This window comes from Edwardsiella piscicida, assembly GCF_001896205.1.
Taxonomy (GTDB): Bacteria; Pseudomonadota; Gammaproteobacteria; order Enterobacterales; family Enterobacteriaceae; genus Edwardsiella; species Edwardsiella piscicida.
Genome location: NZ_MPNU01000001.1, coordinates 3,749,662 through 3,772,343, shown reverse-complemented (window position 1 = coordinate 3,772,343; position 22,682 = coordinate 3,749,662). Strand labels below are relative to the sequence as shown.

General features: G+C 60.4%; 14 protein-coding genes and 1 pseudogene. 11 read left to right on the top strand and 4 right to left on the bottom strand.

Annotated elements, in window-relative coordinates; translation table 11 throughout:
* Window positions 1–25 precede the first annotated feature (25 nt).
* The 6 genes from bcsB (at window position 26) to BRD58_RS17350 (ending at window position 12,456) form a co-directional block, all read left to right on the top strand.
* Entirely contained in the window at window positions 26–2,314 is a 2,289-nt protein-coding gene (gene bcsB, locus BRD58_RS17375) for a cellulose biosynthesis cyclic di-GMP-binding regulatory protein BcsB (protein WP_015462493.1), read from the top strand.
* Window positions 2,315–2,318: 4 nt separating this feature from the next.
* Window positions 2,319–3,440: a cellulose synthase complex periplasmic endoglucanase BcsZ gene (gene bcsZ, locus BRD58_RS17370; protein ID WP_012850179.1), complete on the top strand. Its 1,122-nt coding sequence runs from the start codon at window positions 2,319–2,321 to the stop codon at window positions 3,438–3,440.
* Window positions 3,422–6,883 (top strand): cellulose synthase complex outer membrane protein BcsC, encoded by a 3,462-nt coding sequence (gene bcsC, locus BRD58_RS17365; RefSeq protein WP_069579510.1) that lies wholly within the window; start codon window positions 3,422–3,424, stop codon window positions 6,881–6,883. The genes bcsZ and bcsC overlap by 19 nt, the downstream gene beginning before the upstream one ends.
* A gap of 247 nt (window positions 6,884–7,130) precedes the next feature.
* Window positions 7,131–9,170: a biofilm formation regulator HmsP gene (gene hmsP, locus BRD58_RS17360; protein ID WP_073383811.1), complete on the top strand. Its 2,040-nt coding sequence runs from the start codon at window positions 7,131–7,133 to the stop codon at window positions 9,168–9,170.
* A gap of 201 nt (window positions 9,171–9,371) precedes the next feature.
* Window positions 9,372–10,652: a dicarboxylate/amino acid:cation symporter gene (locus tag BRD58_RS17355; RefSeq protein ID WP_012850176.1), complete on the top strand. Its 1,281-nt coding sequence runs from the start codon at window positions 9,372–9,374 to the stop codon at window positions 10,650–10,652.
* A gap of 271 nt (window positions 10,653–10,923) precedes the next feature.
* A complete protein-coding gene (locus tag BRD58_RS17350) occupies window positions 10,924–12,456 on the top strand; it encodes a M16 family metallopeptidase (protein WP_012850175.1) in 1,533 nt (510 codons plus the stop codon).
* 73 nt (window positions 12,457–12,529) lie between these two features.
* Here BRD58_RS17350 and kdgK read toward each other — a convergent pair whose 3' ends face one another.
* The gene (gene kdgK / locus BRD58_RS17345) at window positions 12,530–13,459 is read right to left on the bottom strand and encodes a 2-dehydro-3-deoxygluconokinase (protein WP_073383808.1); all 930 of its coding nucleotides are present in this window, start codon (window positions 13,457–13,459) and stop codon (window positions 12,530–12,532) included.
* 277 nt (window positions 13,460–13,736) lie between these two features.
* Here kdgK and pdeH point away from each other — a divergent pair, with 277 nt between their 5' ends.
* Window positions 13,737–14,510: a cyclic-guanylate-specific phosphodiesterase gene (gene pdeH / locus BRD58_RS17340; RefSeq protein WP_012850172.1), complete on the top strand. Its 774-nt coding sequence runs from the start codon at window positions 13,737–13,739 to the stop codon at window positions 14,508–14,510.
* Here the strand turns inward: pdeH and BRD58_RS17335 are convergent.
* Entirely contained in the window at window positions 14,507–15,277 is a 771-nt protein-coding gene (locus BRD58_RS17335) for a CDP-diacylglycerol diphosphatase (protein ID WP_073383805.1), read from the bottom strand. The genes pdeH and BRD58_RS17335 overlap by 4 nt on opposite strands.
* Before the next feature lie 252 nt (window positions 15,278–15,529).
* On the opposite strand from BRD58_RS17335, the gene BRD58_RS17330 reads away from it, so the two are divergent.
* Both BRD58_RS17330 and BRD58_RS17325 read left to right on the top strand, forming a co-directional pair.
* Window positions 15,530–16,423 (top strand): LysR family transcriptional regulator, encoded by an 894-nt coding sequence (locus BRD58_RS17330; protein ID WP_034168641.1) that lies wholly within the window; start codon window positions 15,530–15,532, stop codon window positions 16,421–16,423.
* Between the two features lie 568 nt (window positions 16,424–16,991).
* Complete coding sequence (locus BRD58_RS17325) at window positions 16,992–17,585, top strand: response regulator transcription factor (protein ID WP_015462488.1); 594 nt, start codon at window positions 16,992–16,994, stop codon at window positions 17,583–17,585.
* A gap of 37 nt (window positions 17,586–17,622) precedes the next feature.
* Here the strand turns inward: BRD58_RS17325 and ddlA are convergent, their stop codons facing one another.
* The gene (gene ddlA / locus BRD58_RS17320; protein WP_069579505.1) at window positions 17,623–18,726 is read right to left on the bottom strand and encodes a D-alanine--D-alanine ligase; all 1,104 of its coding nucleotides are present in this window, start codon (window positions 18,724–18,726) and stop codon (window positions 17,623–17,625) included.
* 227 nt (window positions 18,727–18,953) lie between these two features.
* Between ddlA and BRD58_RS17315 the strand changes: the two genes are divergently transcribed.
* Complete coding sequence (locus tag BRD58_RS17315; protein WP_225857399.1) at window positions 18,954–19,340, top strand: short-chain dehydrogenase; 387 nt, start codon at window positions 18,954–18,956, stop codon at window positions 19,338–19,340.
* 297 nt (window positions 19,341–19,637) lie between these two features.
* Window positions 19,638–21,230, top strand: a complete 1,593-nt coding sequence (locus BRD58_RS17310) for a methyl-accepting chemotaxis protein (RefSeq protein ID WP_012850165.1) — start codon at window positions 19,638–19,640, stop codon at window positions 21,228–21,230.
* 61 nt (window positions 21,231–21,291) lie between these two features.
* Here the strand turns inward: BRD58_RS17310 and gorA are convergent.
* A pseudogene (gorA, locus tag BRD58_RS17305) lies at window positions 21,292–22,643 on the bottom strand (glutathione-disulfide reductase).
* Window positions 22,644–22,682: the final 39 nt, after the last annotated feature.

Here is a 22,682-nt window from a genome sequence, read left to right as displayed (position 1 = left end):
TTATTATGGAGCAACGGAGATACCCATGATGAAGATGATACACCTGTTGTGGGCTGCCATCGCGCTGGGCTCCAGCATGATGGCGCAGGCACAGTCTCCGTTTCCAGTGGCGTCAGATAGCGCGCCGGCGGCGGGTAGCGCAGCGGCACTGGCAACGGAGAGCAGCGCTTCGGCTGCGCCCGTCTCGACGCAGACGCTGGATTTGACTCGGTTGGCCTCCGGGCCGACGGTACTGCGCGGCGATAACCCCAACGCCTATATGGAGTTCGGGGTGCCGCGCGACCAGCTGGTGACCAATGCGATGCTTAACCTGGTGTTTACCCCATCGCCGTCGCTGGTGCCGCTGGTATCCCAGGTTAAGGTATTCCTCAACGATGATCTGGTCGGCGCCGTGGCGGTCGATAAAAGTCAGTTAGGGCATGCCAATCAGGTCCAGGTGCCGCTAGATGCGCACTATATTACCGATTTTAATCGCATTCGCCTGGAGTTCGTCGGTCGCTATCAGTCTTATCGCCAGTGCGACAACGAGTGGCATCCGACCCTGTGGCTGGCCGTTGGGCAGGGCAGTAGCCTGACGCTGACGACCCAGTCCCTGTTACTGCAAAACGACTTATCCCTATTCCCCCGACCCTTCTTTGACAGCGCCAGCAAGGCGCCGCTGACGCTGCCGGTGGTGTTCGCCGCCCAGCCGAATCTGGCGCAGCAGCAGGCCGCGGCGGTGCTGGCATCCTGGTTCGGGGCGCAGGCGCAGTGGCGCGGTCAGCGTTTCCCAGTGCTGTATAATCAGCTGCCGGATCGGCATGGGGTGGTGTTTGCCACCAATGCGCAGCGCCCGGACTTTTTAGCTGACTACCCGGCGGTTGACGGGCCGACGGTGGCGATGATCTCCCGGCCGGATAATCCTTATATCAAGATGCTGTTGATTATGGGGCGTGACGATCGCGACCTAATGACGGCGGTGCGGGGGATTGCCCAGGGCGATATCCTGCTGCGCGGCGATAGCGCCCGCGTCGATCGGGTCGAGACGCTCGCTCAGCGGCAGCCCTATGATGCGCCCAACTGGGTGCCGACCGACCGGCCGGTAACCTTTGGCGAGCTGCAAAGCTATAGCGATCAGCTACAGTCGAGCGGGGTGCGGCCGGCACCGATATCCTTAACCCTGAATCTGCCGCCGGATCTGTTTTTGCTCCACAACGCCTATGTGGATATGAATCTGAAGTACCGCTATACCCAGCCGCCGTTTAATGACGGTTCGCGTATGACCGTGAATATCAATAATCAATTTTTACAGGCTTTCCCTCTACTGCCCTCGGAAGATCAAGAGCGTGCACTATTGCATATCCCTTTGATTCAGGGCTTGTTTGATAAAATGGATGCCGTCACTATCCCCGCGGTAAAACTGGGGATTCAGAACCATCTACGCTTCGATTTTGACTATGTGGTGCCCTATCTGACGCCCTCCAACGGCGAGTGCGTCTCTTATCAACCGTTGCCGAATACCGTGGCGATCGGTAACGCCTCGACCCTTGACTTCTCCGGCTTCCGTCACTTTATCGCGATGCCGGATCTGCGGAGTTTCGCCAACGCCGGTTTCCCCTTTAGCCGCTTGGCCGATCTGTCGCAAACCCTGGTGGTGGTGGCGCCTAAACCCTCGGCGATACAGGTGAGTACCCTGCTGTCGGCGCTGGGGAATATCGGCGCCCAGACCGGCTATCCGGCGCTGGCGGTGACCCTGAGTGACGACGTTGCGCAGGCGCAGGATAAGGATCGCGATATTCTACTGATCGGGCGTATTCCGCCGACGCTGCGCGACGCGGATCGGGTTGCGGCGCTGGTGAGCGCGACGCAGAGCTGGCTGGAGAGTCCGATGAATACGACGACGGACAACACGATTCCGGATCCCAGCGCGACGCGCGCCGCCGCAAAAACGACCCTCAGCGCGACGGCGCCGCTGGCCGCCATCGTCGGTTTTCAGTCGCCATTCAATGCGCAGCGTAGCGTGGTCGCGCTGCTGGCGGACGATCAGCAGGGCTATACATTGCTTAATAACGCCTTGATTGACAGCGGTAAAACCGAGGCGATGTACGGTTCGGTCTCCATTATTCGGACCTCCGGCGTCAATAGTGTGCGGGTGGGCGACATTTACTACGTTGGCCACCTGCCTTGGTGGGAGCGCCTATGGTATATCTTCTCCTCTCATCCGTTCATTCTGGCGGCCTTGGCGCTGCTGGCGATTGTGCTGGTGAGCCTGGTGCTGTGGCGGGTGCCGCGTATGCTGCGCCGCCGCCGTCTGGATCCCGACGATAGGAGATAAGCGCATGAAGGAGTCGGTCTGCCGTACATTGATGGCTGCCGCATTGCTGTGTGTCAGCGTCGCCACCGTAGGCGCGCCCTGTGAATGGCATGAGTGGGAACAGTTTCGTCAGGGCTATATCAGCCCTGACGGGCGGGTTATCGATCCCAGCTCTCCCCGCCAGATAACCACCTCGGAGGGGCAAAGCTATGCGCTGTTCTTTGCCTTGGTCAATAACGATCGCCCGTTGTTCGCTAATCTATTGGCCTGGACGCAGAATAACCTGGCGCAGGGCAGCCTGCGCCAGCATTTACCGGCCTGGAAGTGGGGACGCCATGATGACGGGCGCTGGCGCATATTGGATAACAACTCCGCCGCGGATGCCGACCTGTGGATAGCCTATGCGCTGCTGGAGGCCGGACGCCTGTGGCAGGATGCCGATTACCAACATTTGGGCATTCAGCTGCTGGCGCGGATTGCCCGGGAGGAGGTGGTCTCGCTGCCGGGGTTTGGCATGATGCTGCTGCCGGGTCGCCAGGGGTTCCGCTCCGGCGCCCTGTGGACGGTAAATCCAAGCTATCTACCACCGCAGATCCTGGCCCGGATTGCGCCGTTGCATGGGCCGTGGAATCGCCTGCAGTACAGCGCGCTGCGTATGTTAGAGGCGTCGTCGCCGCAGGGTATCGTGCCGGATTGGACCAACTGGCAGCGGAATAAGGGCTGGCTGCCGACGCCGGGGCGGGCCTATATCAGCGGCTATGATGCTATCCGGGCCTATCTGTGGGCGGGAATGCTGGCCGACGGCGCGCCGGCCAAAAGCGCGCTGGTGAAGCACTGGCAGCCGATGGTGGCGCTGAGTGAGCGTCTGGGATATATCCCTGAAAAGGTCAGCGTGCTGGGCGCGCAGCCCCAGGGCGAAGGCAACGTCGGGTTCTCTGCCGCCATGCTACCGTTTCTGGACGCCAGCAACAGCCCGCTATTGGCGGCGCAGCGCCAGCGGGTAAAAGACAACCCGCCGGGGAATAATAACTACTACAGTTCAGTCCTGACGCTGTTTGGCCTGGGATGGGATCAGCGGCGTTACCGTTTTAATCTACAGGGCGAACTGGTGCCAAACTGGGGTGCCGTATGCGATGTTTCCGACTGAGTCTGACCGCCCTACCGGTGACGCTGGCGCTGAGCGCGCCGGTGTGCGCCAGCGAAGTAAATGCGACGGACTGGCTGCTGCAGCAGGTCCGTATAGGCGAATCGTCGCAGCGTTACGATCTGGTAACGCAGTCGCTCGACCGTCTGATGATGATAGCGCCCGATGATCCCGAGGTGATCCTGGCGCGTATTCGCATGCTGCTGCGCCAGGGGGATATGGCTGCCGCCAATCAGCTTGTCGAGAAATCGTGCCGTCCGGCGCCGGATGCCGCGGTGTGCCAAACGGCGCGAATGCAGGTGGCGCTGAATACGCCGGAGGGACATCAGGGTCTGCAGCAGGCGCGTCTGCTGGCGTCCGGAGGACAGTATGCGGCGGCCGTCGCCGCCTATGACAAGCTGTGGCACGGCATGTCTCCGCCGCTGGAGTTTGCGCCGGAGTATTGGCGCACGGTCGCGCGTCTGCCGGGGCAGGTATCGCGGGCGATAACGGCGCTGCAGGCCGTCAACCAGCGCTATCCCAACAGCGCCGCGCTGCAAACGACACTCATTAGTCTGTTGTTTTCTGATGGAAAAGAGGCACAGGCCTACGCATTGCTGACGCAGATGGCGGCTGACGGTGCAACCCGCGATAGCGCCGCCTCTCTGTGGATGACGCAGATCCAGCGTATGCCGCTGGGTGAGCAGAGCGTGGCGGCCCTGCAGCGTTATATTCAGGTTTTTCACGATGCGCCGCAGGCGGTAGCCGACGCGCAAGCGCTGCTGCAGACGCAGCAAGCCCAGCTGGCGGATCCGCAGTATCGGGCGCGCAGTACGGGGTTGGCGCAGGCTGCCGCCGGGAATGACAGTCAGGCCCAGCCGCTGCTGCAGCAAACGCTGCGTCAGCATCCTAACGATGCGGAGACGCTGGGCGCGCTGGCGCAGACGTATTCCCAGCAGGGCGATCGTCCGCGGGCTATCGCCCTGTTTGAACGCGCTATCGCGGCCGATCCACACAGCGATCAGCTGAGCAAATGGCAAAGCCTGCTGAAGACGAACCGCTACTGGCTGCTGATTAAACAGGGGGATGAGGCGCTGGCGGCGCATCAATACGCCCTGGCGCAGCAGAAATATCGTCAGGCTCAGGCGCTGGATGGTGAGAATGCCTACGGACCGATCGGCCTGGGGGATGTGGCCGCGGCGCAGGGGGATTTGGCGCAGGCGGAGCAGTCATACCGCCTGGCGCTACGGCGCGATCCGCTTAATGGCAGTGCGCTGAGAAAGTTAGTAAGTCTTTACCAGCAGCAGTCGCCGGATAAGGCGCTGGCTTATCTGCAGCAGCTGCCGGCGGCGCAGCGCCGGGCCATGCAGTCGTCGTATAGCGAGCTGCAAAGCGACGCGCTGCAGCAGCAGGCGGCGGCCCTGGCGGGGCGTCAGGCCTGGGGACCCGCGCTGGAAAAACTGAATGAGGCGCAGCGTCTGACGCCGGACGACGTCTGGCTGAACTACCGGCTTGCCGGTACGCTGGTCAGCGCCGGGCAGCCTGAGCGGGCCGATGCGCTGATGCAGCGCATGGATCAGCGCTTCTCTCACCGCGGTGACCAAGTGTACGCCCGCGCGCTGTATCTCTCCTCCCGTGGTCAGCCCGATCAGGCTCAGGCGGTGCTGCGACGGATCCCCGCGGCACAGTGGAGCGACGGCATGCGCGCGCTGGATCTGCGCCTGCAGGCTCAGCATATCGTAGACCACGCCAACGGCCTGCGCGACGGCGGCCATGAACAGCAAGCGATCGCTTACTTACAGCGCCAGCCCGCCACCACGGCGATTGATCTGACGCTGGCCGACTGGGCGCTGGCCCGAGATGACTATGCGGATGCCCTGAAGGGATATCAGGGCGTCCTGACGCGCGATCCACAGAACAGCGATGCCCGTTTAGGGGTGATTGAAACGCGGGTGGCGCAGGGCGATCGCCGCGCGGCCGAGGCGGCGCTGCGGCGTCAGCCGCCGCAGGCGGCGGCTGACGATCTCAACGTACAGCGGCGGATCGCCAATGCCTGGGCCGCCTGCGGAGATCCGCAGCAGGCCCGGCGTATCTTTGACTCGCTCTTGCCGACCGCGCGCCGAACGCCGGGTATGGCGGGGGCGCTGGTGCTACGTGACGATGCGCGTCTGGCGGTGCAGTCGCGTCAGACCGAGCGGGCGCAAAACGATCTGCGGTCGGCCATGGTCGCCACGGGCATCAGTGAGACGCCGCCGCAGGATAATGATGCGTTTACCCGCCTGACGCGCACTGCGCCGCAGGATGACTGGCTAAAACGCAGCGTTCGCGCCGACGGCGCCGATCTCTATCGCCAGCAGGAGGTTCGCTTTACCCTTGAGCATGACTACTGGGGCTCTAGCGGCAGCGGAGGCTATTCCGATCTCAAGGCCCATACGACGATGCTGCAGGCCGATATGCCGCTGTACGATGGCCGCCTTTTCCTCCGCGGCGATCTGGTCAATATGGATGCAGGCCGCCTGTCGGGCGGCGCCTACCAGGACAAGTTTGGCAGCTGCTATGTCACGGGATGTCCGGCCGGTGAGGGGCAGCGCGGCGCCGGAACCAGCCTGGCCGTTGGCTGGCAGAATAGCGCCTGGCAGATGGATATTGGCACCACTCCCATTGGCATGAAGGTGGTGGACTGGGTTGGCGGTATCGCCTACAGCGGTAGCTGGGATCATATCGGCTGGACGCTGGAAGCCCATCGTCGCCCGGTCTCCAGCTCCCTGCTGTCGATGGGGGGGCAGCGTGATCCCCATACCGGTACGGTATGGGGCGGCGTCCGGCGCAACGGCGTCGCGCTGAGCGGCAGCTACGATCGCGGCGGGCCGCACGGGCTGTGGGGCTCGCTGAGCGCCGACTACCTGGAGGGCAAGAACGTCGAGAACAACAGCAGCATGCGCTGGATGGGGGGCTACTACTACAAGCTGATCAATGAAGATAACCGTCGAGTCAGCGTTGGGCTCAGCAATATGCTCTGGCATTACGACAAGGATCTCAGCGGCTATACCCTGGGACAGGGCGGCTACTACAGTCCGCAGCAGTATGTGTCGTTCGGGATACCCGTCAACTATCGCCAGCGCACGGAGAACTGGTCGTGGGAACTGGGCGGATCGGTCTCCTGGTCCTACGCCAACACGTCGCGGCAGGCGCGCTACCCGCTGCAGAACCTGGTCGACAGTACGACGGTGCCGGACTATGCCGCATCGGACGACGGCGGCAGCAGCAACGGATTTGGCTATACCCTACGGGCGATCGTGGAGCGGCGGCTGAGCAGCCACTGGTTCGTCGGCGCCGGAGTCGATATTCAGCAGGCGAAGGACTATACCCCCAGCCATGCGCTTATCTATGTGCGCTACTCTATGCAGGGGTGGCAGGGCGATATGGATCTGCCGCCGCAGCCTCTGCGGCCCTATGCCGATTTCTAGAGCGGAGTCAGATACGCCGCGCGCGGGCGAATAGGCCGCTGCGCGGCGTTTTTTTTACGTAATATTATGTGGATATGGAACCTAATGACGCCCATTTATCCTAGGGATGGAATGGGAAAGGCGCGAAACGATCTTTTGGTATAGTTAATAACGTTGGCTAATCCAGTATACTCGGCCGGTTTGAGGCCTGCGGGCGCCGCCGACGCGGCGGCGGGCCGTCAGCAAATTTTGTGTGCGGAGAGAGAGTTTGCGAGTCAGTCGTTCCTTAACCATAAAACAGATGGCGCTGGTCTCCTCGGTGGCGCTGGTGACCGTCTGTATCTTCACGGTGATTCAGCTGTTTCACTTTGTGCAGCAGCGTAAGGATGACTATGGCCAGCAGATGCAGAGTATTGCCCAGTCGGTGCGCCTGCCGCTGGCCGACGCCATGCTGAACATGGATGTCGCCAAGGCCCAGCAGATCCTGGACGGCCTGCGCGCGAGCGGGATCCTGGCGCGGGCCGATATCGTATTGCCCCATCATGAGGTACAGGTGCTGCGCGGTCACTTTCCCGCGGCACGCCCCGTGCCGCGCTGGGCGGGGCGGCTCTTCCACCTGCCGCTGCAGCTCTCCACCCCGCTGTATGGCGTGGATCGCGGCCGCGCGACGCCGGATCATCCGCTGGGCTATCTGATCCTGCAGGTGGACTCGTTCCGCCTGTACCGTTTTATTCTCACGACCTTCGCGACCATGGTGTCGACCTACCTGCTGCTTGCGCTGATCCTGACGGTGGCCGTCAGCTGGTGCATGAACCGACTGCTGGTACATCCGCTGCGGGCGCTGGCGCGCGAGCTGCGCAGCATGCCGCTGGAGGCGCCGCACTACCATCAGCTCCCCCTGCCGCCTCACCACAGCGATGATGAGTTGGGGCTCTTGGTACGGACCTATAACCGTAATCAGCAGGCGCTGGAGAAGACGCGCCAGACCATGAGCCAGCTGTCGACGCGCTATCCCCAGACGAACCTTCCCGGTCAGGCGCTGTTTGTGTCGCTGCTGGAGCAACAGTGTCAGGCGGAGCGTGAGGGGCAGTGCGTGATGATGGTCAGCATCCCGACCCTGCAGGAGGCGATGGGCGTGTTGGACGGCGGGCAGCGCGATATGCTGCTGATGACGCTGGTGGAGCGCCTGCATGAGGGGACTTCGCCGGCCAGCCTGCTGGCGCAGGCGAGCCAGGACGGCTTTTTGATCCTGGCGCGCGATGCGGCGCGCCCGAGCGACGCGATGCAGCAGGCGCAGCGTTTGATGAGCCTGCTAACGCAGCCGGTGACCCTGGACAATCTGGCGCTGCGGCCAACGGCGGCGATCGGGATCGCGATGCGCCGGCCGTCGCTGGAGACGTCTGAGGCGGAGTGTGAGCTTAGCCCGACGGAGCGGCTGCTGACGCAGGCTCGCTCGGCGCTGAATATGGCGCTGACGGACGGCAAGAATCGGGTGCTGTTTTTTGAGCCACAGCTGGCCGAGCGCGTTAAGGCGCGCCTCACCCAGGAGAATGAGATTCTGAACGCGCTGCGTCAGGGCGATTTTGAGCTGTACCTGCAGCCGCAGATCGATCTGCGCAGCCAGCGGCTGGCGGGGGCGGAGGCGCTGATCCGCTGGCATCGCCAGGACGGCGGCTGCAGCGAGCCATCTCAGTTTATTCCGCTGGCCGAGGAGCAGGGCGGCATTGTGGCGCTGGGCGAGTGGGTGCTGGAAGAGGCGGTGCGGATCTTGGTCGACTGGCAGCGCCGGGGGCTGACGATACCGCTGTCGCTGAATGTTTCGGCGCTGCAGCTGGTCGACGCCCGCTTTGGCCAACGCCTAGAGACCCTGCTGCAGCAGCACGCGATCTCAGCGCAGCGTCTGCATTTAGAGATTACCGAAACCGCCTACATCAGCGATATCCGCAGGGCGGCCGATACGCTGGACCGTCTGCGTAACCAAGGGGTGCGCGTGGCGCTGGATGACTTCGGCATGGGGTATGCCGGGCTGAATTACCTGCGTCATTTACCCGTCGATATTCTGAAAATTGATAAAAGCTTTATCGATCAGATCCCGTTGGACGGTGCGCTGGTGCGCATTGTCGGCTCGATTGCCGAGGTGCTCTCCCTGGACGTGGTTGCGGAAGGGGTGGAGACGCAGGGACAGTGTGACTGGCTACTGGCCAACGGCATTCACTATGCTCAGGGATACTTCTTCTCGCCGGCGCTGTCCCAGCGCGATTTTCTGGCGAAGTACCCCGTAGCCGCGGCGGCGGCCCCCTCCGTTTAGCGCAGACGATATCCCTGCTAGCAATATGGATAACTCTTGCAGGGTCTTATGCGTTTCAGCTCATAGAATTGATTAAATAACTTTTATAATTGAAATACTGCGTTTCCATATTGTTAACTTGATGTTACTTTCAGTCATATGCAATACCCGCCATTCGGGATGCAGAAGCTGCGCGTTCGTACCCGACCAGGAATACAAATCATGAAAAAAAGCATCTTCACGAGCCTCTATCTACAGGTGTTGGTGGCTATCACTATTGGTATTTTGCTCGGCCATTTCTACCCCGAGCTGGGTGCCCAAATGAAGCCTTTGGGCGATGGCTTTGTCAAACTGATTAAGATGATCATCGCGCCGGTGATCTTTTGTACCGTGGTGACCGGCATCGCCGGTATGGAGAGCATGAAAGCGGTGGGGCGTACCGGCGCCATTGCGCTGCTCTATTTTGAGATCGTCAGCACTATTGCGCTGATCATCGGCCTGGTGGTGGTGAACGTGCTGCAGCCGGGCGCAGGCATGAACGTCGACCCGAACGCGCTGGACGCCAAGGCGGTCGCGGTCTATGCCGATCAGGCGGCGCAGCAGGGTATTGTGGCTTTCCTGCTCGACGTGATCCCCAGCAGCGTTATCGGCGCCTTTGCCAGCGGTAACATCCTGCAGGTGCTGCTGTTTGCGGTGATGTTTGGCTTCGCGCTGCACCATCTGGGTGAAAAGGGGCAGCTGATCTTCAACGTGATCGACAGCTTTGCCAAAGTGATTTTTGGCGTGATTAACATGATTATGAAGCTGGCTCCCATCGGCGCCTTCGGTGCCATGGCGTTCACCATCGGTAAGTATGGGGTGGGGACGCTGGTACAGCTGGGACAGCTGATCCTGTGCTTCTATATCACCTGCATCCTGTTTGTGGTGCTGGTGCTGGGCAGCATCGCTAAGGCGACGGGGTTCAGCATATTCCGCTTTATCGCATACATTAAGGAAGAGCTGCTGATCGTACTGGGTACCTCCTCCTCGGAGTCGGCGCTGCCGCGGATGCTGGATAAGATGGAGAAGGTGGGCTGTCAGAAGTCGGTGGTGGGGCTGGTGATCCCGACCGGCTACTCCTTTAACCTGGACGGAACCTCTATCTACCTGACTATGGCGGCGGTATTTATCGCCCAGGCGACCAATGCCCACATGGATATCTGGCACCAGGTGACGCTGCTGGTGGTGCTGCTGCTCTCCTCGAAGGGCGCCGCCGGCGTGACCGGCAGCGGCTTCATCGTCTTGGCTGCGACTCTGTCGGCGGTAGGACATCTTCCGGTGGCCGGGCTGGCGCTGATCCTGGGCATCGATCGCTTCATGTCGGAGGCCCGCGCCCTGACCAACCTGATCGGCAACGGCGTCGCGACGATCGTGGTCGCCAAGCGCTGCCGTCAGCTGGACGAAAAACAGATGCGGGCCGTACTCGGCGGTCGCGACAGCGCGCTGAGGGATCCCATCGCGTAGCGCCTCTTCAGCGCGGCAGCGGATGTGCGCCGCCGCGTTTCCTCCCCATTCCGCCATCGCCCCCGGCTTTTTGTTACCGGGGGTGAATGTCCGCCCCCTGCGGCTTGATGCTGTCGGGGGTGCCTTTATAATGAGCCCATCCATTTCCCACCGCGTCGTGTTACGCGGAATTTTTTTTAAGCGTTTGCGACTTTGGCCGTTTTCCGTGGTCTAACGGAACAACGCCTATATGCGTGGGCTACGCTTTTGTCCGATTTGAGTAGGGGTTCACATGCAATACACCAAATTGCGTCTGATGGTTGGTGGGCTGGCGCTGGCCATGGTCGGTACCAGCGTGCATTCTGAAACGCTACAGCCCGATCCGGCCTGGCAGGAGGGCAAGCTGCCGAACGGTTTTTCTTGGCAGATCCTGGCGACGCCGCAGCGTCCATCCGATCGTATTGAGCTACGTATGATCGTCAACACCGGCTCGCTGTCGGAGTCTCCTCAGCAGGTGGGGTATGCCCACCTGCTGCCGCGCCTGGCTTTGGCGCAGGGCAAGGGGCTTGACGCGACCGCCCTGCAGTCGTTTTGGCAGCAGGCAATCGATCCCGTGCGTCCGATGCCAGCGGCGATCACCTCGTATGATTACACCAGCTATAACCTGAGCCTGCCCAATAACCGCCCCGATCTGATGAAGGATGCCCTGCGCTGGCTGGCCAATACCGCCGGCGATCTGCAGGTGAATGCCGAGACGGTCGGTGAGGCGCTGAAAGGCAGCGACAGCCGCGTGATGGCGCTGCCCGGCGAAGCCGGCGATCCCTGGTGGCGCTACCGTCTGAAGGGCTCCAACCTGCTGGGCCATGAGCCTGGACGAACGGCGGCGGTTCCGCTGGCGCCGGCGCAGCTGAAGGCCTTTTATCATCAGTGGTATACCCCCGATGCGATAACGCTGTACGTGGTCGGCAACGTGGATGCCCGGGCGCTGAGCGAACAGATCAATCAGACCTTCGGCCCCCTGAGCGGCAAGCGGGAGACGCCGGCCACGGTGCCGGCGCTGCCGGCGCTGGCCGCGGCGCCGGTGAGCCTGATCGCCGATGGCGCCAAGCAGGATATTCTGTCGCTGGTCTGGGATACGCCGTGGCAGCCGATCCGTGACTCTCAGATGCTGCTGCGCTATTGGCGTAGCGACTTGGCGCGCGAGGCGCTGTTCTGGCATCTACAGCAGGTGCTGGCCAACAGCGCGCTGAAGGGCAGCGTGAACCTGAGCTTTAACTGCCAGGTGCAGTATCAGCGCTCGCAGTGCGCGATCCATTTAGAGACGGCTCAGGCGTCATTGAGCAAGACGCTGGCGTTTATCGCCGATGAGATGTCCGCGCTGCGCGATGATGGGATTACCCAGCCGGAGTTTGACACCCTGCTGGGGCAGAAGAACGATCAGCTGAGTCACCTGTTCGCCACCTATGCGCGAACCAATACCGACATCCTGATGAGTCAACGCTTGCGCTCACAGCAAAGCGGCGTGGTGGACATCGCTCCGGAGGCGTATCAGAAGCTGCGCCAGACGTTCCTGAGCGCGCTGACGCTGGACGATATTAACCAAGAGCTGCATATCATGCTGTCGCGGGAGCCCGCCGTGGTGCTGCGTCAGCCGCGCGGTGAGGCCGAGGAGAACGTGGGCCGCCTGCTGGAGGAGTATAACCGGGTGATGGGGCTCGGCGGCGAAGAGGCCGTCGCCGCGGAGGCGGTGGATCCGCCGTCCCCGCCAACCGCCGCGGAAAATCCGGCCCACGAGACTACGCCGCCCCAGCCGCTGGCGCAGTAAGTGCGCAGCGGTAGGGGCGATAGAACAACGCCGGCGTGAGCCGGCGTTGTTCTGTGTGGACCACCGTGGATGGTTAGGCGGGCATGACGTCGCGGGGAATGATGGCACCGCGGTGCTGGATCACCGTGCTGGCCGTCAGGTGTCCCCGGGCCGCCGCCGTCTGCACATCGCCGCCCAGCAGGCGGACAGACAGATAGCCCGCGCTGAAGGAGTCTCCGGCCGCGGTGGTGTCAATGACCTGCTCTTTGGCCAGTCTGAGCGTCGGGATCTCATCGCGCTGGGCGCCGATGGAGACCAGGCAGGCATCGGCGCCGCGCTTGATGACGACCTCGCTGACGCCAAGGGCGTGAGTACGCTCCAGCACGGCATCCAGCGGCTGCTGTCCCCAGAGTAAATCTTCATCGTCCAGCGTCAGAAACGCGATGTCGGTGCAGGCGAGCATGGCGCGATAGGCACCGCGGGCCTGCTCGACCCCCTGCCACAGGCGCGGGCGGTAGTTATTATCAAAGATAACCTTGCCGCCGTTGTCCCGACAGCGCTGCAGCAGCAGCATCAGGCGCGCACGGCTGGCGTCATCCAGAATGGCCAGGCTGATGCCGCTGAGATACAGATAGTCAAACTGCGCCAGGCGATCGCAGATAGCATCGGCTTCGACGCTCTGCAGCCAGTAGCGGGCGGCGGCATCATTACGCCAGTAGTAGAACGTCCTCTCGCCGTGCGCGTCGGTTTCGATCACATACAGCCCCGGCAGTTTATCGCTCATGCGCTGAACCAGACCCGTCTGTAGCCCCTCTTGCTGCCAGGCATCGATCATTTCACCGCTGAAGGTGTCGCAGCCCAGCGCGGTGACATAGTGCACCGATAGGCGATCGGCCGGCACCTGACGGGCCAGATAGACGGCGGTATTCAGGGTATCGCCGCCGAATCCGCGCGTCAGATCTGCGCCTTTCTGTGACAGTTCAATCATGCATTCGCCAATAATGGCAATCTTCGCGCTCGTCATGGGAAATCAGCCCGTGGTAACCAGAGAAAATGGCCTCTAGTGTGTCGAGGGGAAATACCCTCGTCAATAAAAATAAAACAACGTTCTGTTTTTATATGATTTGGATCTAAAAACCTCCCGCAGAACGGGGGCCAGGAGCCGGCTGCGCCCGGGGTTAAAGCTTTTGTCATACATGCCGATAAACACAGCAGTACGGGAGGATATGCCCCACTGCGGGGCTCCCCGTCGCAGGGGCACAGAGGCTGCCGTTATTTAGAGATCAACGGATGGGAAATGCATGAACATTGGCAATATCGTATCCGGTGGCCCGGGAGCCGTGCCGTTGCTGCACAGCGATACCTTGGGCAGCGCCTACTGGCAGGCCTGTGAACGGGAATACACTTTTCAGCCGATTTACTCTACCTGCGGTCGCCCGCTGGCCATCGAGCTGCTAACCCAGGTGGTTCACCCGGATCAGCCGACGCGGCGGCTTTCGCCGGAGCACTACTTCGCCAATATTCCGCTGTCGCTGCGTTTACAGGTGCTGCTGGAGCAGCTGCGCCTGGTACACCGCTGGCGTGCCTTTTTCGGGCAGCGCGATCTGTTTGTCTCCATCAATGTGGATGGTCAGGCGCTGCATGCGCTGCAGAAGAAGGCCGAGGCGGCGACGCTGATCGACGAACTGCCGTTTTTGCGCTTTGAGGTGCTGGAGCACGTACACGGCAGCGCGCCGATCCACGGGCTGCCGGATCTGCATCGCCTGTGGCTGGATGACTTTGGCAGCGGCCTGGCGAACTTCTCTTCGCTCATCGATGTTCGCTATGAGTTCGTCAAGCTGGATCGCGCCGTATTTGCCCTGCTGTGTCAGACCCAGGAGGGAACCGAGCTCTTTATGGCACTGGTGGCGATGATGCGTCAGTATTCGCGCGGAGTGATTGTAGAAGGGGTGGAGACGGCTCAGGCCTGGCAGCTGGTGCAGCGCTCGGACGCCTGTGCGGCCCAGGGCTACTACCTGTCACGACCGCTCCAGTTTGAACGTCTTCCCCTATTGCCTCAGCGCTTCGCCGGCTAGTCGGTGTGCGGCGGCGAGGGATACAGCTGCGGGCAGCGATGGTCCTGAATCTCCTCAATCGAGGCCAGACTGCCGCGCCACAGCGCCCGGCGGGTTGCCAGCAGGATCAGCTGACCATCCGGCGCCGGCAGCAGCGCCAGGCCATAGGCCGCCATATTCGCACGCGCCCCGCTTAAGCGAGAGAGCAGAATAAAAGGGCTCTCCCGCGCCAGGGTTTCATTGCTCAATCGCCTTGCCCAGTAGGGATGACCATTGATCCCATTGCTGACCGCCTGCCACTGCGTGCCGAGCGTGGGATAGATTTTCCACAGCTGGGAGACGACCGCCTGACGGGTGCAGGAGAGATGAATATGCAGCTGATCTTGGGTACGTCCCACGCGCGAGTTGATGGTCAGCGAAAGCCGACTATCGGCTATCGGTTGACCGTAACGCTGGCTTAACAGCGGGCGGCTGTACCACGCCAGCGCCATATAGTTGGGCGTCGTCGGGTTGAGCAGCTGCGGATCGTCGATGCCGCTGCTGCGGACGGTGGGCAGCAGCAGGTACTGCAGCGCGCCTCGGCGATCCTTGAGCAGGGCGTAGCCCTGACGGCGGTCCAGATAGGCACAGGGGGCGGGATCGCCGCTCGCCTGCTGGTGGGGGAGACACTGCTGGCTGACAATGCGCCACAGCGCATCGCTCTGCGGATGATACAGCAGCAGCGCGACGGCGGCGGTCAGCAGCAGCGTTGCCGCAAGGCCATATGTGTAGCGGTGACGGATCTGCATGATGTTACCTGTTTACAGCGGTGTAAAATGAGGGACGCTTGCCCTATGAGAGCCGCTTGGCGCCAGACCTCGGCGTCTTAATTTATGGTGCGGATAAAGATTCTATTTATCCGCTGTATCAGATTGATGACGGCGTATTTTAACGATGAACTCTGTCGCCAGCATAGGATAATTGCATAAAAAATAGCATGAATTTACAATGACCGTTTCAATATGCGGATCCTGCTACGGTGGCCGACCAAAGGTAAAAATATGCTCGATGTTGATGTGAGTGTTATCCGGACTTTTCTGACCGTGATGGATACGCGTAGTGTGACATTGGCTGCAGAGTTGTTGGACAGCTCTACGGCGTCGATTAGCCGCGCGTTGAAAAAAATGCGTGACGCATTTAACGATCCGCTGTTTATCCGGACCAAGCAAGGGTTAGAGCCAACGGCGTTAGCGTACAATATTACGCCTAATCTGGCACAGGCATTAAATAATATTCAGAACGCCGCGAATCTAACCAACGGTATTCATCAGGGCGATCGTCGTCAGACCCGATTAAAGCTCAGCATGTCTCCGCTGCTGGAGTTTTATCTGACCCGTTTACTGCAGCATTACCATTACCCCTTTGACAGCGTGGCGCTGATGACGGAAACCCATGATGGTGATCTAACCCGGGATATCAGTCGACTGCGTTCGCGGAAAATCGATATCAGCTTTACGCCGCAGAAATATGCAGACTGGATGATTACCAATGTGCCCGTATTCGATGTACAGCCCGCGGTGCTGTGTCGGGTGGGGCATCCCCGTATCGGCCCGGGGTTTACGCTGGATCAGCTGGCGCAGGAGGACTATCTGAGCCTGACGATGTGGCCATCGCTGTTTGAGGATGACGAGGTGCTGAATCCCCATCGCAAGGCGCCGATCTACTCCAGTTCATCGCTGCTGAATCTGATGATGATGGTGGCCTCCAGCGATTATATCCTGCTGTGTGGCAAGCGGTTTGCCCAAGAGTTTGCGCGCCTGGTTGAGATTCAGGTATTGGATCACCCTCAGGGACGCTCTATGGGAACCATATATGCGCACTATCATAAAAGCCGGACGACCGATCCCTGCATTATCGAATTGATAGATATTCTACGCACCCGCGCCGGTGAGTAGCGTCCATACGCAATGAAAAAACAGGCGATAGCCTGTTTTTTCATTTCTAGATGATCCCTATCTTTTAATTTATCCATCGCCTGGCGTAACCCGTCATGGCGATGATTATTCTTATTTGTATGATTTATTATCGGAGTAGTAGAGGTAGGAAACATTATTAGACACTTAATGTTAATTATAGCTATCAATATGAAGCCCGCGCGATGCTCATTATTGACTGTTCTGCGTAGGGTTTTATGCGATTAACTCAATCACTTTTCGATTTGTGCAAAGTGTATTTTCGAAAGGGAGTGTTGTTGTGTCACGTACGGCTGATTTTAAATAGCATAATAATATGCAGTTAAACGGTATTTGATATCGCGGGTAAAGTAATAGGGATGCGTCGATAGAGGATAGCAATTGGTGCGATCCCTATATACCCGTTAGTCAAGCTTCACCATTTTGGTCAGTTTATGACGCTGATGCGCTTTGGCGGTTTTATCAGCGACCCATAAGGGTAACTCGCCATTTTGGTATCGACAGGGATAAGATTATGCATTCATTATCAACGTGTTTATCTGAAGCAGTAATGATTAACACCGATCGCGCGGCGATTCACATTCTCTCCGGCGATGATATGTTTATTTCCGGCGTTCGCGCGCTGCTATCGCACATTGCGCCGGGAGGACAGGGCGCCGTGCTGGACGATCGACGTGAAAGGATGCTGTTTATCGATCTGAACAGCCTGAGCCACTCTCTGTTTCAGCTGGTGCGTAATTTAGCGGCGCAGTCCGGCTATCAGGCCTATCGGGTGGTGTTTTGGACCGCCCGGCAGCCCGCGCATACCCTTAATTTTCTGCGGCTGATCGATAACGCCAGCTTTATCCATAAAAAGGCGCCCCTGAGCGCTATCGAGGGGGCCCTGCGTCAGATCCTGAGCGGGCAGCGTTTCATTACTCCGCAGGTGAGACAGACATTTATGTCGTCGAATGGACCGGGACGGGTGACGGAGGAGACATTCACCATTCTGGACAATATGATGAGCGGAGTCCGAGTGAAGTGCATTGCGGCCAAGATGCATACGGCCGATAAATCGGTCTACAGCAAACTGCGCCAGTTCCGGGAGAAGCTATCGCTGCTGCGTAAGAGCGACTTCTTAAGCTTTATTCACGATATTTCGTAAAAAAAAGAGCCTGCAACGCAGGCTCTGAACCACAGGATTAGCAGCTGCCCGTCGCCCGGCACAGCTGGCTGTCCAGGCGGTGGCGCTCTAGCGCCAGCTCGATCAGTCGGGTGATCAGCGCCTGATAGCCGATGCCGCTGGCCTGCCACAGCTTGGGATACATGCTGATATTGGTGAATCCAGGCAGCGTGTTGATCTCATTGATAATGACTTCATTATCTTCTGTCAGGAAGACATCGACGCGCGCCAGGCCGCGGCACTCCAGCGCCTGAAACGCGCGCAGGGCGGTATAACGGACGCGTTCGCTGGCTTCGGGCGCCATCGCCGCCGGCACGACCACCTGAGCGCCCTGTGCGCTGATGTACTTGCTGTCATAGGAGTAGAAGTCGCTGTGCAGGACGATCTCTCCACAGACGCTGGCCTGCGCCGCTTCGTTACCGAGGATGGCACATTCAATCTCACGCCCAACCACGCCGCGTTCGACGATCACCTTATGGTCGAAGCGCAGCGCGTCGGCAATCGCGCGGTGATATTCATCTGCGTTACGAACCTTACTGACGCCGACGGAGGAGCCCTGATTGGCCGGTTTGACAAACAGCGTCTCGCCCAGCTGGCTGCGCAGCGTTTCATAGTCGTAGTTGGCCTGCGTGGCGCGGGTCAGCGTGACGAAGGGGGTGATCGGCAGGCCCGCATCGCGCAGCAGGCGTTTGCACACCTCTTTATCCATACAGGCGGCGGAGCCGATGACGTCGGAGCCGACGAAGGGCAGGTTCAGCATTTTCAGCATGCCCTGCAGGCAGCCGTCCTCGCCCTGGGTGCCGTGTACGATGGGAAAAATAACGTCCAGCGAGGGCAGAGGTTCGCCGCTGGCGCTATCGATCAGCTGTCCCTGGGTCGCGCCGGGGATCACCGCCAGACGACGTTCTGAATGGTTCAGGGCGATGTGCTGTGGGTCCTGGGCGTGGTTCAGGTAGTCCTGCCCGCCGCACAGATGCCAGTATCCCTGCTTATCAATGCCGATAAGCGTTACGTCAAAACGTGATTGATCGATCGCTTCAACAATATTTTTTGCTGATTGAAGAGAAACCTCGTGCTCGCAGGATTGACCGCCGAACACAATGCCAACGCGAATTTTTGCCATTACCCAACCCGTATAACTCACCAAAAATAAAATAGGTTTTACCATATCGCTGAACCGGGTAAACGCCAACCCTTTGTCGCCGCTACCCGCGCAAATTGGCGCATTTTACCGGCGGGTGCGCCCTAAGATATGTCTGGAACGGTGCGGAGTGCACTGAGATTGATACGCGGTTAACCTGCGATGGCATATGCTGGGTCTATTGATAGAGTGCGAAGCAGGAGCGGGATATGAGACGATCGGGATGTATGCTGGGATTGGCGATGCTGCTGGCGGGGTGCAGCGATACGACGCTGGAGCCCACGTTTCGCGGGATGTACAGCGAGGGCTTTGAGGTGAGTGGGTTCACGCCCTGCGGCGGCGGGCCCGATGCCTGGCTGTATGCCAACGATGGCCAGCTGCGTGCGGCAGAGAGCCTGATAGCTCGCCAGCGCAACCAGTTCAACCAGCCCTATCCCCGCGTGTATGTTGAGTTCGACGGAGTGGATGAGGGGAAAGGCAGCGAAGGCTTCCCGGCCGACTACGATCGGGTGATCCGGGTGACGCGTCTGCGCACCGTCTCTCTCGCTGCGCCGGCGGGGTGCCCGATGCCGGCGGATGCGTTGAGCGATGAGTGATGGTTTTAATAAATTTAATTAAACTTAATTGATTAATCTGATTAAAATTATATGTTTTGTCATAACTCATTGTATTTGAATCAATAAGCATGATGACGTATCCGCCCGCGGTGAGGCTGTGCCAAGTGTGTTCTGTAACTGAATGATTTTTTAACAAAAAATATATATTTCCCTGCTTTTAAAACTAAAAAAATAAACGCTGAATATGTGTTTATGTGACTAATATCGCGAATTTTCTCCCGCCCCTGCCGATATATCCTTGTCAGATACATACCATTAAAGGACTTAGGAAACGGCATGTTTAAAAACGTCAGGGTTATTACGGGGATTATCGTCTTATTGGCTATATTTACCCTGCTACAGGGACTTTCCGGGCGTCTGTTCTATACGGCGATTGCGCAGGATCGGGACAACTTCTCGCAGTCGCGAGCGCTGAGCTATCAGCAGGAGCAGCTGGCCGATGGCTGGCAGACGCTGGTGATGACGCGAGTGACCATTAACCGGGTCGCGATCCGCTACCTGAAGCAGCAAAATGCCGGGGTGGCGCAGGCTGAAATCGGCCCGTTGCTGGATGCGGCGAACGCTTCGCTGGACAGCGCCGAAGGCTACTTCAAAAACTACCGCGCCGCGCCGCGGCTGCCCGGGCAGGACGCCGCCCTCGCGGCGGAGGTTGAGCGTCGTTTCACGGCGCTGTATAGCCTGCTGCGCGATTCCTCGCGCTATCTGCGCGCCGGCGACTATCCGGCCTACGGCAATCTGGAAACCCAGGCGGCGCAGGATGCCATGGCGGAGATTTATGCGCAGTGGCGCGCCCAGAATCATGGCCTGCTGCAGCAGGGGATCGACGCCAACCAGCGCAGCTTTGAGCGCATGGTGTGGACATTGGCCGGTATAGCGCTGGCGGTCGTGCTGTTAATCATCCTGGCCGGAGCGGCGGCGCGCGGGATCCTGCTGCGGCCGCTGGCCCAGCTGCACGCGCATTTGCGCCGCCTGACCGCCGGCGATCTGTCGGCGACGCTGGCGGGCGGGCGCAACGAGCTGGGGAGCCTGGCGCGCAGCATCAGCGAAATGCAGCAGGCATTGATTTCGATCGTCGGCCAGGTGCGCGGCGGCGCCGATGCCCTGCTGCACGGCAGCGGCGACATTACCGTCGGCAATGCGGATCTGTCGTCGCGCACCGAGCAGCAGGCGGCGGCGCTAGAGGAGACGGCCGCCAGTATGGAGCAGTTAACGGCCACGGTGCGTCAGAATGCCGATAACGCTCGCCAGGCTAGCCAGCTGGCCAGCAGCGCCTCCGCGACGGCGGATCAGGGCGGGACAGAGGTCGGCCAGGTCGTTACGACGATGGGCGAAATCGCCGACAGCTCACGTAAAATCGCCAGCATTACCGGGGTGATTGACTCCATTGCCTTCCAGACCAATATTCTGGCGCTCAATGCGGCGGTAGAGGCGGCGCGCGCCGGAGAGCAGGGGCGCGGCTTTGCCGTGGTGGCCGGCGAGGTACGTAGCCTGGCTCAGCGTAGCGCCCAGGCGGCGCGTGAGATCCGCACGCTGATCGAGGATTCGGTTCGGCGCATCGATACCGGCTCCCAGCAGGCGACGCAGGCGGGAGAGACGATGCAGTCGGTGGTCGGGGCCGCTCAGCGGGTCACCGGGATTATTGCCGAGATCGCGGCGGCTTCTGACGAACAGAGCCTGGGGATCGCGCAGGTGAGTCAGGCGGTAAGCGAGATGGAGCAGGTCACCCAGCAGAACGCCGCGCTGGTGCAGCAGTCCGCCGCGTCCGCCACATCGCTGGAGGAGCGGGCCTGCGGCCTGTCCCAGGCGGTGGCTCTCTTTACCCTGCCGGGGGACAGCACCGGCAGCGATGCCAGAGCTACCACGGCCTAACGCTCGTCCTTAAAACAGAACGGGCCGGCATCGGCCGGCCCGTTGATGGCGTCCCCCACGCTTAACGCATGGTGACAAACTCTTCCGAGGCCGTCGGATGGATGGCCACGGTATTGTCGAAGTCCCGCTTGGTCGCCCCATCTTCAGCGCCACGGCGAAGCCCTGCAGCATTTCATCCATACCGAAGCCGATCCCGTGGATCCCGACGATCCGTTCATCTGCCCCCTGGCACACCAGCTTCATGCGGCACGGCTGACGGTGCTGGGTGACTGCGCTGTACATGGCGGTAAATGAGGAGGTGTAGACCTTAATCTGTTCATCGCCGTACTGCGCGCGCGCCTGCGCTTCGGTCAGCCCCACGGTGCCGATCGGCGGGTGGCTGAAGACCACGGTGGGAATATTGCTGTAGTCCAGATGCTCCTGCGGCTTGTTGTTGAACAGACGCTCAGAGAGGCGCCGCCCGGCGGCGACGGCGACCGGCGTCAGCTCGACGGCGCCGGTATTGTCCCCGACGGCGTAGATGCCGGGAACGTTGGTATTCTGGAACGCATCCACCGGAATATAGCCGTTGGCGTCGGTGGCGACCCCGGCGGCGCCCAGGTTGAGGCGGTCGGTATTCGGATCGCGGCCGATGGCCCAGATCAGGCAATCGACGGTCTGGCGATGGCCGTTTTCCAGCGTCAGCGTCAGGCTGCCGTCCGCGTTCTTAACCACCGACTGCGGTACGCTGTGGGTATGCAGCTGAGGCCCTTCGCTGTGCATCACCTCCAGCAGGGTATCGACGATCAGACTGTCGAAGCTGCGCAGCGGCGCATGCTTACGGACAAACAGGTGGGTTTCGGCGCCCAGCGCGTTGAGCACCCCGGCGATCTCGACCGCGATGTAGCCCGCGCCAACGATGGCGACGCGCTGCGGCAGTGCGTCAAGGGCAAAGAAGCCGTCGGAGTCGATACCATATTCTGCGCCCGGGATATCCGGGTGCGCCGGCCGTCCCCCGGTGGCGATGAGAATATGGTCGGCGCTGATGCGCTCGCCGTTGACCTCGACCGTGTGGGCGTCAATAAAGGTGGCAAATCCTTGGATAACGTCGACTTTATTATTTCCCAGACCGCGCTGATAGGACTGATGAATCCGCTCGATATAGGCGCTGCGGCTGTCGATCAGGCGCTGCCAGTCGAAGCGGTTGAGCGTGGTGTCAAAGCCGTAGTCCGGGCCATACAGCTTGATGGCCTCAGCGATCTGCGCGGCGTGCCACATCACCTTCTTCGGTACGCAGCCCACGTTGACACAGGTGCCGCCCAGCGCGTTGGCTTCGATCAGCGCACACGTGCGGCCGTACATCGCCGCCCGATTGATGGAGGCGATACCGCCGCTGCCGCCGCCGATGGCGAGATAGTCATAATGTTTAGTCATAGGGATGTCTCAGCGTTATCAACAAATCGGATTTGCCCC

Bases quoted from the DNA above. Each gene is read 5' to 3' on its own strand.
- kdgK (WP_073383808.1), bottom strand. From the start codon at position 13,459: ATGACGAGCGCGAAGATTGCCATTATTGGCGAATGCATGATTGAACTG.
- bcsZ (WP_012850179.1), top strand. From the start codon at position 2,319: ATGAAGGAGTCGGTCTGCCGTACATTGATGGCTGCCGCATTGCTGTGT.
- pdeH (WP_012850172.1), top strand. From the start codon at position 13,737: ATGAACATTGGCAATATCGTATCCGGTGGCCCGGGAGCCGTGCCGTTG.
- BRD58_RS17315 (WP_225857399.1), top strand. From the start codon at position 18,954: ATGAGACGATCGGGATGTATGCTGGGATTGGCGATGCTGCTGGCGGGG.
- bcsB (WP_015462493.1), top strand. From the start codon at position 26: ATGATGAAGATGATACACCTGTTGTGGGCTGCCATCGCGCTGGGCTCC.
- BRD58_RS17350 (WP_012850175.1), top strand. From the start codon at position 10,924: ATGCAATACACCAAATTGCGTCTGATGGTTGGTGGGCTGGCGCTGGCC.
- bcsC (WP_069579510.1), top strand. From the start codon at position 3,422: ATGCGATGTTTCCGACTGAGTCTGACCGCCCTACCGGTGACGCTGGCG.
- BRD58_RS17330 (WP_034168641.1), top strand. From the start codon at position 15,530: ATGCTCGATGTTGATGTGAGTGTTATCCGGACTTTTCTGACCGTGATG.
- BRD58_RS17325 (WP_015462488.1), top strand. From the start codon at position 16,992: ATGATTAACACCGATCGCGCGGCGATTCACATTCTCTCCGGCGATGAT.
- BRD58_RS17335 (WP_073383805.1), bottom strand. From the start codon at position 15,277: ATGCAGATCCGTCACCGCTACACATATGGCCTTGCGGCAACGCTGCTG.
- BRD58_RS17310 (WP_012850165.1), top strand. From the start codon at position 19,638: ATGTTTAAAAACGTCAGGGTTATTACGGGGATTATCGTCTTATTGGCT.
- BRD58_RS17355 (WP_012850176.1), top strand. From the start codon at position 9,372: ATGAAAAAAAGCATCTTCACGAGCCTCTATCTACAGGTGTTGGTGGCT.
- ddlA (WP_069579505.1), bottom strand. From the start codon at position 18,726: ATGGCAAAAATTCGCGTTGGCATTGTGTTCGGCGGTCAATCCTGCGAG.